The sequence below is a fragment of the Paenibacillus sp. JT22N7 genome (assembly GCF_059383875.1).
The window spans coordinates 92,191-106,369 of record NZ_JBXENY010000014.1 but is presented as its reverse complement, the minus strand read 5'-3'; the positions used below and the strand labels follow the sequence as shown (position 1 = coordinate 106,369).

Annotated in this window: 15 protein-coding genes; 9 read left to right on the top strand and 6 right to left on the bottom strand. The window is 49.8% G+C overall.

What is annotated here, in order from left to right:
• Positions 1–218: 218 nt before the first annotated feature.
• Both AC50Y5_RS29440 and AC50Y5_RS29435 read left to right on the top strand, forming a co-directional pair.
• Positions 219–1,055, top strand: coding sequence for a methyl-accepting chemotaxis protein (locus AC50Y5_RS29440; protein WP_494864990.1), 837 nt, complete (start codon positions 219–221; stop codon positions 1,053–1,055).
• Positions 1,056–1,609: 554 nt separating this feature from the next.
• Positions 1,610–1,804, top strand: coding sequence for an aspartyl-phosphate phosphatase Spo0E family protein (locus AC50Y5_RS29435; protein WP_056035122.1), 195 nt, complete (start codon positions 1,610–1,612; stop codon positions 1,802–1,804).
• A 4-nt stretch (positions 1,805–1,808) separates the two neighbouring features.
• Here AC50Y5_RS29435 and tadA read toward each other — a convergent pair whose 3' ends face one another.
• Positions 1,809–2,279, bottom strand: coding sequence for a tRNA adenosine(34) deaminase TadA (tadA, locus tag AC50Y5_RS29430; protein ID WP_056035119.1), 471 nt, complete (start codon positions 2,277–2,279; stop codon positions 1,809–1,811).
• A 215-nt stretch (positions 2,280–2,494) separates the two neighbouring features.
• On the opposite strand from tadA, the gene AC50Y5_RS29425 reads away from it, so the two are divergent.
• The 3 genes from AC50Y5_RS29425 to AC50Y5_RS29415 all read left to right on the top strand — a co-directional run bounded on the left by AC50Y5_RS29425 (position 2,495) and on the right by AC50Y5_RS29415 (position 5,805).
• Complete coding sequence (locus AC50Y5_RS29425; protein ID WP_494864987.1) at positions 2,495–4,372, top strand: ATP-binding protein; 1,878 nt, start codon at positions 2,495–2,497, stop codon at positions 4,370–4,372.
• Between the two features lie 45 nt (positions 4,373–4,417).
• The gene (gene rluF / locus AC50Y5_RS29420; protein WP_494864986.1) at positions 4,418–5,173 is read left to right on the top strand and encodes a 23S rRNA pseudouridine(2604) synthase RluF; all 756 of its coding nucleotides are present in this window, start codon (positions 4,418–4,420) and stop codon (positions 5,171–5,173) included.
• Between the two features lie 101 nt (positions 5,174–5,274).
• Positions 5,275–5,805, top strand: a complete 531-nt coding sequence (locus AC50Y5_RS29415; protein ID WP_056035110.1) for a DinB family protein — start codon at positions 5,275–5,277, stop codon at positions 5,803–5,805.
• 107 nt (positions 5,806–5,912) lie between these two features.
• Here AC50Y5_RS29415 and motB read toward each other — a convergent pair whose 3' ends face one another.
• Together motB and motA are read right to left on the bottom strand one after the other, a co-directional pair.
• Positions 5,913–6,752: a flagellar motor protein MotB gene (gene motB / locus AC50Y5_RS29410; protein WP_056035107.1), complete on the bottom strand. Its 840-nt coding sequence runs from the start codon at positions 6,750–6,752 to the stop codon at positions 5,913–5,915.
• Positions 6,736–7,536, bottom strand: coding sequence for a flagellar motor stator protein MotA (gene motA / locus AC50Y5_RS29405; protein WP_056035104.1), 801 nt, complete (start codon positions 7,534–7,536; stop codon positions 6,736–6,738). The genes motB and motA overlap by 17 nt, the downstream gene beginning before the upstream one ends.
• Before the next feature lie 163 nt (positions 7,537–7,699).
• On the opposite strand from motA, the gene AC50Y5_RS29400 reads away from it, so the two are divergent.
• The 4 genes from AC50Y5_RS29400 (at position 7,700) to AC50Y5_RS29385 (ending at position 12,428) form a co-directional block, all read left to right on the top strand.
• Positions 7,700–7,993 carry a hypothetical protein gene (locus tag AC50Y5_RS29400; RefSeq protein ID WP_056035103.1) on the top strand — a complete coding sequence of 98 codons (294 nt, stop codon included), beginning with the start codon at positions 7,700–7,702 and terminating at the stop codon, positions 7,991–7,993.
• A 162-nt stretch (positions 7,994–8,155) separates the two neighbouring features.
• Positions 8,156–9,436 (top strand): EAL domain-containing protein, encoded by a 1,281-nt coding sequence (locus tag AC50Y5_RS29395; RefSeq protein WP_494864982.1) that lies wholly within the window; start codon positions 8,156–8,158, stop codon positions 9,434–9,436.
• Positions 9,437–9,701: 265 nt separating this feature from the next.
• On the top strand, positions 9,702–11,165 hold the full coding sequence (locus tag AC50Y5_RS29390; protein ID WP_494864981.1) for an aminotransferase-like domain-containing protein: 1,464 nt from the start codon (positions 9,702–9,704) through the stop codon (positions 11,163–11,165).
• A gap of 54 nt (positions 11,166–11,219) precedes the next feature.
• Positions 11,220–12,428 (top strand): aminotransferase class I/II-fold pyridoxal phosphate-dependent enzyme, encoded by a 1,209-nt coding sequence (locus tag AC50Y5_RS29385; RefSeq protein WP_056035099.1) that lies wholly within the window; start codon positions 11,220–11,222, stop codon positions 12,426–12,428.
• A 69-nt stretch (positions 12,429–12,497) separates the two neighbouring features.
• Here AC50Y5_RS29385 and AC50Y5_RS29380 read toward each other — a convergent pair whose 3' ends face one another.
• From AC50Y5_RS29380 to AC50Y5_RS29370, 3 genes are read right to left on the bottom strand one after another with little or no spacing between them, the layout of a single operon-like run.
• A complete protein-coding gene (locus tag AC50Y5_RS29380) occupies positions 12,498–13,028 on the bottom strand; it encodes a GNAT family N-acetyltransferase (protein ID WP_235533148.1) in 531 nt (176 codons plus the stop codon).
• Positions 13,028–13,918 (bottom strand): FAD-binding domain-containing protein, encoded by an 891-nt coding sequence (locus AC50Y5_RS29375; RefSeq protein WP_235533147.1) that lies wholly within the window; start codon positions 13,916–13,918, stop codon positions 13,028–13,030. Before AC50Y5_RS29375 ends, AC50Y5_RS29380 begins: the two co-directional genes overlap by 1 nt.
• The gene (locus tag AC50Y5_RS29370; RefSeq protein WP_081418793.1) at positions 13,861–14,064 is read right to left on the bottom strand and encodes a cryptochrome/DNA photolyase family protein; all 204 of its coding nucleotides are present in this window, start codon (positions 14,062–14,064) and stop codon (positions 13,861–13,863) included. The genes AC50Y5_RS29375 and AC50Y5_RS29370 overlap by 58 nt, the downstream gene beginning before the upstream one ends.
• Positions 14,065–14,179: the final 115 nt, after the last annotated feature.

The following is a 14,179-nucleotide window of genomic DNA, read 5'->3' as shown; positions in this document are numbered from 1 at the left end:
CAGCAAGCTCCCGAAACAAGCGGCTTTTGGCTTTCTTTCAAATCATGAATTCAACAGCATTCGCGAAGGATAATGTTCCATGTGGAACATATTGTCGAACGGATTAAAGAGTTTTTACTAAAAATTTAATAAAAAATAATTCAAAAGACCTAAAAAATCAGTTCTTTTTTACCGAAATATAATTAAACAACTTGAATTAGACAGTGAGGGATACCAATATGAATTCAGTCCAAGCTATGCTCCACGCCATGCCTTACATCCGGAAGATGATGCGGGAGAGTGCAAGCCTGTCTCTATATGACCGCACTCATATGCTTTATTATTTGCCTATGCCGGGAGTCGATATGGGCTTCAAAACAGGCGATACGCTTTCTGAGGGTTTTATGAATTTTGCCGCGCTCAAAAATGGCAGGGAGGAAAGCATCACCCATATTCCCCAGGAAACGTTTGGAATTGCAATGGATGTTGTAAATATACCGCTTAAGAACGAGAATGGCGAGGTGGAGGCTGTTTTTTGCGTTGCTTATAATTTAACGAACCAGAATCAGCTGGAGCATCTTGTGCGCGAAAGTCATTCCATTACAGAGCATTTGGTGCAGATGGTACAGCAAATGGCAGCCCACTCCGAGGAATTGCAAGCGGCAAGTGAACAAATTTCGGAAAATTCGAAAACAACAGCGGAAAACTCGAAGCAAATCAACAAAGTAGCGGGCTTTATTAAAGAGGTATCTGAGCAGACGAATATGCTCGGGCTGAACGCAGCAATTGAAGCGGCGCGCGCAGGTGAAGCAGGCTTTGGCGTCGTGGCCACCGAGGTGCGCAAGCTGTCCGTCGATTCCAAAAAAGCGACTGTAGAAATTGAGAAGGCGCTTGGTGATATTCAGACGTCGATAAAAGGCATGGAACGCGAAATTTCGCAAATTGTGGCCTCATCCGAGGAGCAGGCTTCCATGGTTAGCGCTTTTACGAGCGTGATCGAGCGTCTGCAAAGCTCAAGCCAATCGATGAAGGACATAGCTGATCAGATGATTTCCTACAATCTTACGGAATCATAGTTCCAGAATGAAAGATCTGTTTGGGACAAACGCTTTCAGCATTTTGCAAGCGAGAGAAGCCTTGCCCCTTGGCGATAACCGTCAGGAGGCAGGGCTTTTTTTCAAAATGTCAGCTATATCAAGGTTTCTCCTAGGGGTGTACTTCTATGCTATGCAAAATGCATAAAGATACGGCACAGATAGCCGCGCCTTCCATGATAATGTCAGCTTTCATTTACAAAAAAAGATGTATTACGACAAAATCGTGGTGGATAAATCGACATCGCATGTCGGGAAAATAAAAATGACTTTCCCAAATGAAGAAATGAACAGCAGCAACCATTCATGAATGTCAGGTTTACCAATATGTTGCTGATTTGGTTAATCATTAAAACTTTAAAAATGGGTATAATGGACTACTATTTTGGAAGCTAATCCTGATTTTGTCGAAAGTTGCCTGAAAATTATAGGTGATTGTCGACACGTTTTTACAAACAGCCCACCGGAATAAGCGTATAATAAAATAAAATTGCCACACGAGCGCTATATTTAAGGAGTGGGCCACGAAGCGAGCTATGGACAAAATAATTCTACTCGATCAATTGCAATCGCTAAGGCTAAAGCTCCATGAGATAGCCGAAGCACGAGGTAGTCTGACAGACCCTGACGTTCTTGCGATTAGCGAGGAAGCAGATCAACTAATCGTTGCCCTTCAACAGATGCAGCGTGATGAGATGATTGGTTCTTCCATGCGTCGTAAACACGACTAGTCAACTATATATTTTTCCGTCGCAGCTTCCTGAAGAACTGGGTAAGCATTGTGGCGCATTCTTGTTGCAATACGCCGCTAGTCAGTTCCGTTTCGTGGTTGAAACGCGGCTCCTGCAGCAAATTCATTAGCGTGCCTGCGCATCCTGCTTTGGGATCGCCGGTACCATAAACGACACGCTTCACTCTGGATTGGACGATAGCTCCAGCACACATTGGACATGGCTCCAATGTTACATACAAGGTACAATCGAGCAGCCGCCAAGCGTCCAATTCCTTGCATGCATCGCGAATGGCGACCATTTCGGCGTGGGCAGTAGGATCATGCTGCGTTTCTCGAAGATTGTAACCTCTCCCAATGATTTGATGATTTTTAACAACAATTGCTCCTATGGGAACCTCACCAATTTGCTCAGCTTTTTTGGCTTCCTCAATAGCCTGTTGCATCCAAAATTCGTCTTCCTGCTCTTGCAGCATGATGCAATCCCTCCTATATATGTAAAATCAATTGCGTTTATTCAGCGAACAAATATTCTGTTGTTAACATGTGGTGGATAACATTGGGGATAACTTTCTGGTTATACACTTTTTTATACACAAAATATTCGACCAGTATGTGTATAAGTAGCGTATATTGTTTATAAAATGTGGATAAGTCGTTCGAATTTACGACGATAAAGGTGGTCTTCGTAGTGCCATTCAAACTCAAGCTCTGCTTACTGATTGCGATAGCATTCTTCTCCATGTTTGTTACCCTACTTATTGTGGACCAATATTCGATGTTTCGCAATATGCACAAAAATCTTGGCAGCATGCTGAGCAAAGCATCTGTACAGCTCTACGAGACGCTGGCTTTATCAAATAACGAGCTGGCGGCGGGCATGCCTCTTGATGCAGAGACGGAGGAGCAGCTTAATAAGCTGATTGAAGACTGGAAGCGTTGGGACGCACGCATTTTGGATATAACCATATTACGGCCTCAGGAACATGAGGAGCAGATTACGAGCGTAGCTAGCTATGATATTATTTACGGCAAACAGAGCCTCTATGACGCCGAGTTTGAACAAGAGCTGATTAATCTGACAGCCAAGGATCGTCTTTATCGGGTTAATGAAATCGAAACGGACGGGGCCGCTTATTTAAAGAGCTACTACAGCAATAAAAATATGCAGCCCGCTGTTATCCGCATCGTCTATAGCTACGAATACTTTCAGGATCGGGCTGCGTACAAGGTGAAGGATTGGCTGAAATATGCCGGCATCTTTATGTTATTTATTTTATTTGGCAGCTATTTGCTGTCGGGGATGCTGCTCCGTCCACTTAAATCGATTTTATGGAAGGTCAATGAGGTGTCTCACGGCCGCTTTGATTCGTTCATTAAAGTGAGAAGCAGGGATGAGTTTGGCCTGCTTGCTGTGAAAATAAACGCGATGTCGCAAAATCTCAGCATTTACATGGACAAGCTGCGCAAAGCTTTTGAAGAAAACCGCCGGATGAAAAATTTTCTGCAATCCTTCATTAATCATACGAGTGATGCGATCCATGTTGTCGATCTGCAGGGAATCATTATTCAAGTGAATCAAGCCTTCGAGCAGCTTTATGGCTATACAGCGGAAGAGGCGCTTGGCAGCCAACTTACGCTCATACCAGAAAGCCACCGGGGCGAAATGAAGCTGATCCTTGCCTCGCTTCTAGCGGGCAAGGTGCTCCCTGCACAGGAGACGAAGCGTTTAACGAAGTTGGGCGAGATTATCCCCGTTAGCGTCACGATATCCCCTATTCGCGATAGCGCGGGCGAGGTGAAGGCGTTCGCGAGCATTACTCGCGACATGAGGAGCCGCAACAAGATGGAGGAGCTGCTGCGCCGCTCCGAGAAGCTGACGACAGTTGGTCAGCTGGCGGCTGGTGTCGCCCATGAAATACGCAATCCGCTGACGACGCTGCGAGGCTTTCTCCAGCTTCAACTGAAAAATCGTACGGGCAATACCGAGCATACAAGCTTGATGCTGTCGGAGCTGGATCGCATTAACCTGATTGTCAGCGAATTTTTGATTTTGGCCAAGCCGCAGGCGACACAGTTTACCTTAAAGGATGTTAAGCAGGTGCTGCGCGACGTACTGCTGTTTCTCGATAGCGAGGCTCATCTGCATAATGCGGAATTTCTGACCGTTTTCGCCGAAGAGCCCTGCCTGATTTCCTGTGAGGAAAATCAGCTCAAGCAAGTGTTCATTAATGTGCTGAAAAATGCGATTGAAGCGATGCCGGCTGGAGGGCCCATTTACATACGCTTGAAACGAAATACGGGCCACATTACGATAGAAATAGCAGATGAAGGCATCGGCATACCAGAGGAACTGATTTCGCAAATCGGCAGTCCATTCGTGACGGGCAAGGAGAGCGGTACCGGACTTGGCATGATGGTCAGCCAGCGTATTATCCAGAGCCATCAAGGCATGATTGATATTCAAAGCCAAGTGAACGCCGGAACAACGGTGACGATTACGCTCCCTGCTTTGAAAGACGAGGGAGACGGAGGTATACTAGTAGAAAAAGCAAGCGCTGCAGGTTAATATGAACAGCAGAATGAGCGGCATACTTGAATGAGGTGAGCGCAAGTGAGAATTAATAAATTTATTAGTGAAACCGGTTATTGCTCGCGAAGGGAAGCGGACAAGCTTGTTGAGAACGGACGTGTGACCATTAATGGTCACACGGCGCTTCTAGGCAGCCAAGCCGAGCACGGCGATGATGTGCGCATTGACGGCAACCGTATTGGTGAACATAAGGGGCATGTGTATATCGCTTTAAACAAGCCAGCTGGCATCACTTGTACGACTGAGCTGCATATTGAGGGCAACATCGTTGATTATGTGCACCATCAGGAGCGGATTTTTCCGATTGGCAGACTCGATAAAGATTCGGAAGGGCTTATTCTCATGACGAATGACGGCGATGTCGTGAATCCGATTTTGCGTTCGGAGGGCAAGCATGAGAAGGAATATATTGTGACCGTGGATCGTCCGATCAGCGAATCATTTGTTATTGGCATGTCGGAGGGTGTCAAAATTTTGGGCAGCATGACGCTGCCCTGCAAAGTGACGCGCAGTGCGGACCGCGTGTTCCGCATCGTATTGACCGAGGGGCGCAACCGCCAAATTCGCAGAATGTGCGAAGCTTTTGGCTACCATGTGCGTAAGCTTCAGCGGGTACGCATTATGAACATTCAGCTGGGCGAGCTGCCTAACGGCGAATGGAGAGACTTGACGGAGCTGGAGAAGGCGCAGCTGTTTGATCTGCTGGATTATACGCCAGCTTCGCCGTCGCCGTCATCGTCTGCACAAGCAGGGTCTAAATCAGAATCGAATCAATAGTTAGAAATGGTCGTATCATGTGGAGGAAGCAGCTCGAGCGAAGGCTCGGGAGCTTTCTTTTTTTATAACACTAGCAAATAACGACGAGGGGCTGAGCTAGGATGCTGCATGATTTAAAAGGTGAAGCGAATATGTCGCCGATTGTGGGGATGCTATATTCCGCTGTAAAAGAGAACAGTGAGCGACTAAAATTCATCACAAGCGGCATGTCGCAAGAGGAAGTAGACAGCAAGGGGCCTAGCCATCATTCAAATAGTACGGCTCAGTTAATCAAACATATCCTCTATGTTGATCTGAACTGGGTTTATAGAATAAAAGGACAGCCGCTTCCGCAGTTATTGAAAGAACAATATGGCCCTATGATAGATGAAAATAACCGGCTTCCCATGGTCCAAGGCATGCCCTTGAACACGCTTATTTCCAGCTATGAGGATGTTTTAAATATGTTGAAAGACATATGTGCACAATTAATAGATGCTGATCTAGATAAAGTTGTCACTTTCGGTCATGAAAATGAAAAGCAAGCAACTATACGCTGGGGGTTGTGGCATATGGCTGACCATAGCCGCTACCACCAAGCCCAAATCAACCAGCTTAGAAAGTGGTTTAGTGAAAATGTTCTGTCGAAATAAAAGCACTAATGCGATTACTTTCATTAATAGCAAAAAAAGCCGTCGCTTCCGATGCATAAGCATAGGGGCGACGGCTTTTCTATTACCCATTCGTGCTGCCAAGCCGGTTATTCTTTTGGTTTGATTTTAAGCTCCTGCGCTTTCTCCAAATCTACATAGTTGCGGATAATGGATACTTCAACGCGGCGATTTTTCGCTCGGCCTTCCTCGGTGTCGTTGCTGGCAAGCGGGCGATTTTCTCCGTAGCCGCTTGCGGTAAATCTGGTCGGTGAGAGCTGTTGGTTTTCAAGCAAAATGTCCATAAAACGTACAGCACGGGAGGTGCTTAAATCCCAGTTCGATCTGAAGAGATAGGTGTTAATCGGTTTGTTGTCCGTATGTCCCGATACGATAATTTCGTAGTCCGGGTACTGCTGGAGCATCGTGCCGATGGAAATGGCGAGCTCGCGCGAATCTTCCTTCACTTCAGCGCTGCCAGATGCGAACAGTGCCTCGTCGCTAATAGTAATCATCAGCTGGGACTGGTTGAGCTTCGTCTCAAGGTCGGAGGTGAGACCATTTTTCTTAATATAGTCATCGATTTGCTTCTTCAGCTTCTCCAGATCCTCTTGCTCCTGCTTCATCAGCTCTTCACGGCGCTTCTGCGCATCGTCCTTCTCGTCATCACCAGCAGCTGGGTTTTGCGTTGAATCGTTAGGTGACGGCTCCTGCTTGTCTCTTTGATCACCCGTAGTGACCGCAGCTGGATCGGTAAGCAGGCCTGTACCGCCGGTGAAGGCGATATTGAAGGCGTTGCTCATTTCCTCGAATTTTTTTACGTCTACCGAGTTCATTGAATACAATACGATAAACAGTGCCAGCAGCAGAGTGAGCAAGTCGGCATAAGGAATGAGCCAGGATTCGTCAACATGCTCCTCATGTTCTTCGTGCCTATGCTTTTTGCTCAACGGCCCCTTCCTCCTTCTCCCTCATCTTCTCACGCTCAGTCGGAGTCAGGAATACCGACAGCTTTTGGTTGATTGCGATGGTGGATACGCCTGATTGGATAGAGAGCAAGCCTTCTACCATCATTAGACGAATTTGAACCTCGGCTTTAGAAAGCCTCTTGAGTTTGTTGGCAAATGGATGCCATAACACATAACCTGTGAAAATACCGAGCAGCGTTGCGATAAACGCGCCGGCGATAGCATGGGACAGCTTCTCAATGTCACTCATATCCGACAGGGCGGCAATCAGGCCGACCACGGCGCCGAGTACCCCGAGTGTAGGAGCGTATGTACCTGCTTGGGTGAAAATAAGCGCGCCGACTTTATGGCGGTCTTCTGTAGCGGCAATATCCTCAAGCAGAACGTCACGAACGAATTCCTGATCGTTGCCGTCAATAATCATCCGCATGCCGTTACGCAGGAAATTATCTTCGATTTCATCTACTTTAGCTTCAAGAGCGAGCAGGCCTTCGCGGCGTGTAATGCCGGCCCATTCCATAAATTGAGTAATGAGTTGTTCACGTGAAGTCAAGTTCTGAGTGCCAAATACCATTTTAAACAGCTTGCCGATTTTTGTTAGCTCTGACATGGGGAAAGCGATCATTACGGCTGCGACGGTACCCAAGATGATAATCATGTAGGCAGCAGGATTCAAGAGACTGGAAATTGGAGCTCCCTTGACGACCATCCCGCCAAAGATACCTATGATAGCTAGAACAATACCGATAATAGTTGAATTTTTCATTATACACCCCGTCCAATACAATTTCGAAAGTTCTCTATTTATATTATCGACAGAAGGGGGCGGTGAGATTAGACCTGAAAAGGATTTAAACAGAAAGGCATTAAAAATTGTGAAAATGAGGTAAAATGAATCATATAAATCAGTGAAAAGGTGGAACCTTATTATGGGCGTAAAGCATGCAAGGGAATATGCGGATATATTGAAGGAACTGACAACAGCGGTTAGCGCGATTGAGGGAAGCTACTCTTTTTTTGAAATGGAAAAGGAAGAGTGGGAGGCATTGGGAGAAGAAGAAAAGCACGAGGTGATGGAGGCGTTGGCCGATGATGTGTTTTTCGGATTGGGCGAGCAAGCGCTGATCGAGGTGGGCGCAGGCAAAGTTTCCTATCACGCGAAGCATCATGTCATTGAGGTCGCGCAGGGCGATAATGTCACGCATATGGTGCGGTTGATTTAGAGCATAGGGCGAGCAGGGCATTCGGAGCCCGAACAGCTGGGGAAAAATCGGTCTTAGCGAACGCTGTCGCTTCTTTACAACGAATGTCGATTCCGCTACAATAGGGTCTAACTTTAACAATGGAAGAATATATGACATCGTTTTTATGTAGAGGAGCACGCGATGAAGGACCGACAAACGATGCGAAAGATACCGGAATCGCTAGGCCTTAAGGGCGAGCAGCTTGCTGCCTTCTATCAGCCTATTCTGGCGATGGACACCAGAACCATTATGGGGTATGAGGTGCTGGGCAGAGCCTATGCAGGCGAGCGCGTGCGAAGCTTGGGCCCTTTTTTTGGAGACGCCGCCATTTCGGTAGAGGATCATATTGCGGTCGATCGGATTTTGCGGGAGCAGGCGATGCGCAAGCTGGGTGCGGAAAATTCCGAGTCGCTGCTGTTTATTAATTTAAAGCCGAACTGGATTCATCGCTATCAGCAATCCGGCGAGCTGTTTACGCTGCAGCTGATCGATAAATACCGGATTGATCCGCGCCGCATCGTCATCGAGATTACCGAGGAAAGCTTTAATGGCCCGATGGATGAGCTGCGCTCCATTGTGGATCTGTACCGTTCGAGAGGGTGCCTCATTGCGATCGATGATGTAGGAAGCGGATTCAGCAGTACGGATCGTATCGCCCATATTCAGCCGAATATACTGAAAATCGACATTCATATGATCAAAAAGAGCGCGACGCACAATGGCTATCTAGGCGCCCTTCGTTCCTTCTCCGCGCTGGCAGAGCAGATCGGGGCGTCGCTGCTCGCTGAAGGAGTGGAGACGCGCCAGGATTTGGTGCGTGCGATTGAAGCGGGTACCCGTTATGTGCAGGGCTTCTTCTTCTCCAAGGCCGAGCCGGAATTTCAGCGAGCGGATCGTTTCGCCGCAGCACTGGAGGCCGAGCTTGCGGAATATGTCCAGCAGCGCTTGCGCACCGAGAGGAATTGGCAGAAGGAAGCGGCGCAGCTTGCTGCGTTCATCGACAAGGAGCAAGCTTTCGCTTTCGGTCGAGAGGACGAACCCGGAGCAGGCAATGGATGGATTGCCGGACTGTTGGAGGAGCTGCCGCCGAGCTGCGTTCGCATTTATTTGTGCCGGGAGGACGGCATTCAGCTATCGGCCAACTATTGCAGGGTGGAGGCTGGCGAGTGGGAGCGGCAGGAGGAATATTATGGGGCGAATTGGAGCTGGCGCCCCTACTTCATTCCTACCATTGCGCAGTTAAGCGAGACGCAGAGCACCCTAGTGTCGCGTGCCTACGTCGATTTGGATACATGTGAATGGATTCGGACCGTATCGGTCCTTGCAGGTCCCGGCCTTATTTTATTTGCAGATATGAAGGATGATGAACAGCAGACGGATCGGCAACGAGAGGACGCTGCTTGCAGAACCACGACAGGATGAAAAATCCGGCGTCGTGGTTCTTTTGTTAGGATATAGGAAAGGATATGATGGTTTCAGCCCTTCTCTATATTTCTCGGACTGAAACGCGCCGAGCCGCCAAAGGACGGCGACAGCCGTTTACGCTCGAAATATAGGAAAGTATATGATTTTTCAATCCTTTCTCTATATTTCTCCGCGAAACGACAGCTTTGCCGCCAAAGGATGGCGACAGCCGTTTACGCTCGGGCGGGACCATATGCCATGATAAAGGTGGGGGCGTTGAGAAGTGTATCATGATTTCAAGCTCATAGAAGGCCGTCCAGTATCGATTCAAGTGAAAGATTATATGAAGCGTTTAATGATAAAAGGCGCGCTGCAGCCCCATCAGAAGCTGCCTTCGACACGCGAGCTTAGCGTATTGCTCGGCGTGAGCCGCAATACGGTCATTGCCGCTTATGCGGAGCTGGCGGACGAGGGCCGCGTATATGCCTTGCAAGGCAAAGGCAATTATGTGTCAGAGGATTCGGCGGGCAGCGCCGCCCCGTCGTCCTTGTCTTGGCAGTTGCCATGGAAGGAGCGTCTGAGCAGGCAGGCTTTGCTTGCGGAGGAGCTGGACCTCATGAAGCGCGGCATTCGCGCAGGTAAGAGTACGATTTCTTTTACGAGCATTGCCCCGGATGAGAAGCTGTTTGATCTGGATCATGTGAAGCAGGCGTTTCTGGGCCGTATGTCGGTGGAGGGCCATGTGCTGCTGAACTATGGTTATGCCAAAGGCTATAAGCCGCTGATTCAGTATTTGATGACCTATATGGAGAACAAGGGCGTGGATGTGCAGGGCAAGGATATGCTCATCACTGCCGGATTTACGGAAGGATTTGACCTTGTACTGGCTGCGCTCAGGCAAAAGCACGGCGCAGTCCTCTGCGAAAATCCGACCCATCATACCGCGATAAAAAATCTCAAGCTGCATGGCTTTGACATTAAGGGCGTTACGATGGAGCCGGATGGCATCCATTTGGGGGAGCTTGAACGGGCTTTGGAGGAGCGCCCCTACGATTGTGCCTATTTTGTCCCCTCCTATCACAATCCGACAGGCATCGTGATGTCGATGGAGAAACGGCTGGCGCTCATGCAGCTCATGAGCCGTTATGAAATTCCCGTCATTGAAGACGGATTTAATGAGGAGCTGCGTTATTCCGGAGCGCATGTGCCGCCGCTCATCGCATCGGCGGGCAGCGGCAACAGCGTCATTTATATTGGAAGCTTCTCGAAGGTGCTGTTCCCCGGCCTGCGGGTGGGGTGGGTGCTGGCAGACCGAGAGCTGATTGATTATTTGGAAAGCATGAAGCGGGCCCGCAACATTCATACCTCGACGCTTGACCAATCGCTGCTCTATCAATATTTGCATAATGGCAATCTGCATAAGTATTTGAAGCGGGCGCGGGCGGAATACAAGCGTAAATACGAGCTGACGCTGCAAGCCTGCAAAGCCTATGTTCCCTATGAGACGCTGTCGGGGGATGGCGGGCTGCATCTGTTCGTGACCTTTCGGGAAGCATGCAAGGTGCGGGAGCTTCTGGAGGCGTGCTCACAGCAAGGCGTTATTTTTACTTTAGGCCATCATTTTTTTACGGATGGACGGGGCAACAATACGCTGCGACTAGGGTTTTCCCGCGTGGCGGATGAGGATATTGTGCATGGTATTCGAATTATCGGCGATACGGCAAAACAGCTGTGGGGCCTTTCATAAGGAATAGAGCGACAACTATACATTTGATTATTTTGAAAAGGGGATGCAGGCATTATGGTGCAGTATAACGTTTCACCGCTTGTAAAGAGCTTGCCCGCTTCGGGCATTCGCAAGTTTTTCGATATGGCCGGGCAGGATGAAAATATGATTTCGCTGGGCGTGGGCGAGCCGGATTTTGCAACACCGGAGCGCGTGCGCGCCGCGTGCATACGAGCGTTGGAAAGCGGTCAGACGATGTACACGCCGAATGCCGGACTCATGGAGCTGCGCGAGGAAATCGCCCGTTATTTGGCGAGCAGCTTTGAATTAAATTATGAGCCGAAGGATGAGATTCTCGTGACGGTGGGCAGCAGCGAGGCGATTGATCTGGCGATGAGAACCTTGATTTGTCCGGGCGACGAGGTGCTGATCCCGGTTCCAAGCTATATCGCATATTCGCCCATTGTAGCGCTGCAGGGCGGCAGTATTGTAAACGTTGAGACGCATGAGCAGGAGCAATTCAAACTAACGGCACAATCGCTGCGGGAAAAAATCACTCCGCGCTCCAAGGTGCTGCTGATCAACTATCCGAACAATCCAACGGGTGCGGTCATGTCCTATGAGGACTGGCGCCCCATTGCTGAGCTGGTGAAAGAGCATAATCTAATCGTCGTATCCGATGAGGTATACGCGGAGCTGACTTATGAAAGCCAGCATGTGAGCATCGCATCGCTGCCTGGCATGCAGGAGCGGACGATCGTCATAAATGGCTTCTCGAAAGCTTTTGCCATGACAGGCTGGCGTATTGGTTATGCCAGCGGCCCTGTGGAAATTATTTCGCAAATGCTGAAAATTCATCAATACACAGCAATGTGCGCGCCTATTATGGGACAGATTGCTGCTCTGGAATCGCTGCGCAGCGGATTGGCAGACAAGGATCTAATGAAGGAGGCTTACAAGCAGCGCAGGGCGATGTTCGTGGGCGGCTTGCAGCAGCTTGGGCTTTCCTGCCATATGCCGGAAGGGGCGTTTTATGCTTTTCCATCCATCGCCCATACGGGACTAAGCTCGGAGCAGTTCGCCTTCAAGCTCATGAAGGAAGCGGGCGTGGCCGTCGTGCCAGGCCATGTTTTTGGCCCGGGCGGTGAAGGGCGCATCCGCTGTTCCTATTCGGTATCATCAGCAAAGCTGTCGGAGGCTTTGGAGCGAATGGGCTGTTACATGAGCCAGACGAGGCAGGCTGAACCGTTGCAATTGCAGCAGTTGGAGCGGGTCGGCGGTTGATGGGAGCGGAGAGGGTAAGGAAAGGGCTAGAAAAGGAAGCGGAAAGGAAGTGGAGGGGTAAGAGAGACGCTAGGCTTCTTCCCCTCCTCCGTAAACCATGCAATGAAATTCCGCCGCGCCTTGCGGGGTCGGGCGGATATACGTGTCGGTAATGCGGAAGCCTGCCTTCTCGTATACACGAATAGCACGTGCATTCCAGGTCAGCACCTCCAAATCCAGCTCGCTATTAGGAGCGCGGCGGCAAGCCTCCTCTACCAGCAGCGCCACAAAGGCGGTGCCTGAGCCCCTGCTGCAAAGCTGTGGGTGCAGACCCAATCCAAGCCGCAGCACTTCATCCCCCAGCGGGAAAAACTGTGCAAAACCAGCGAGCTCCCCGCGATCGTCTAAAATAGCAGCATATTGCCTCTGGCGCAGCTCGGGATCACCGAACTCCATTTCGGCTTGCTCCATAACCTCCCATGCGGGCCATTGATAGATGCCGTAAGGCGGCTCATACCGCCAATCGCACAACTGCCGGGCATGGGATTCATCCATAGCGGCAATCTTCCAGCCAAATGGCGGCTGGGCGCCAGCAGGAGCAGCATTTGCTTTTGTCATCATTATACAATCTCCTTATAAATCTCAATCGCGCGGGCGCGTGAAGCTTTCAAATCAACGATGGCATGCGGCTGCGGTAGGTGGATTTGCTTATCAGGCAGATGGGCAAGCTCCGGCAGCCAGCGTCTAATGTAAGTGCCGCTCGGATCATGTGTTGCGGACTGCGTGGCCGGATTCATAATGCGAAAATATGGCGCGGCGTCGTAGCCGAGCGACGAGCTCCAAAGCCAGCCGCCTCGGTTCAGTGTATGATCATAATCGGCCAGCTGGCGGCGGAAATACTGCTCGCCCAGCGTAAATGGGCATAACAGATTTTTCGTCAAAAACATGGCGGTAACCATCCGCAGCCGATTCGGCATTTCCCCCGTTTCATTTAGCTGCTTCATAGCGGCGTCAATAACAGGAATGCCCGTTTTTCCTTCGCTCCATGCCTCGAAATGCTGATCGCTTAGCGCAGATAAATCAAGCTTCTGCTCATATCGGTAGAAGTCCTCATTGTATTTTCCTTGATATAGAAAAAAATCCCGCCATGCCAGCTGTCTAATCCACGCCTCGGCTCCAAACTGCTGCTGCGCCGCTTCGTAGGCTTGCCGTGCTGACAGCGCTCCCGTATTCAAATAACGCGCCAAATGGCTCGTATGGTCGTCCGCAAACTGGTCGCGGCCGCCTTCATAGCCAGACAGGCGTTGATTTAGAAATTGCTCCAACACCTCGGCTGCATGGCTCGCGTGGGATTGGCCGCGCCCGGCTGAGTCATCTATCTGCCGAAAGGCTGCCGCAGCCAGATGCTCCCGCGGAAGACTGAAGCGCTCTGCCATGCTGGCATCTATATTTTTCAGCGTATTAAGCTGCTGCAGTGTTGTCTCGCCCGCAGGGGAATAGTGGCTCTGCATAAAGGATGCCATATGCGGTAAAACGGCGTAAATACCTTGTAAGGCTCACTGCGCCGAGAAAACGTATGGAGCTCCTCCAAATCGGCCAGCGGCGCATCGTCGAGCGTCATCCAGCGGCGTCCCGCTGCGCGTACAACCTGCTGCATAGCGTGGTCGCGTGCCCTTGCATAAGGCGTTGCCAGAAAACAGCAAAGCCGCAAGCTATTTGTCCGAAGACAAACAACTGCGGCTTTGCTGATTGAGACAGCAGCTTTTCGTTAT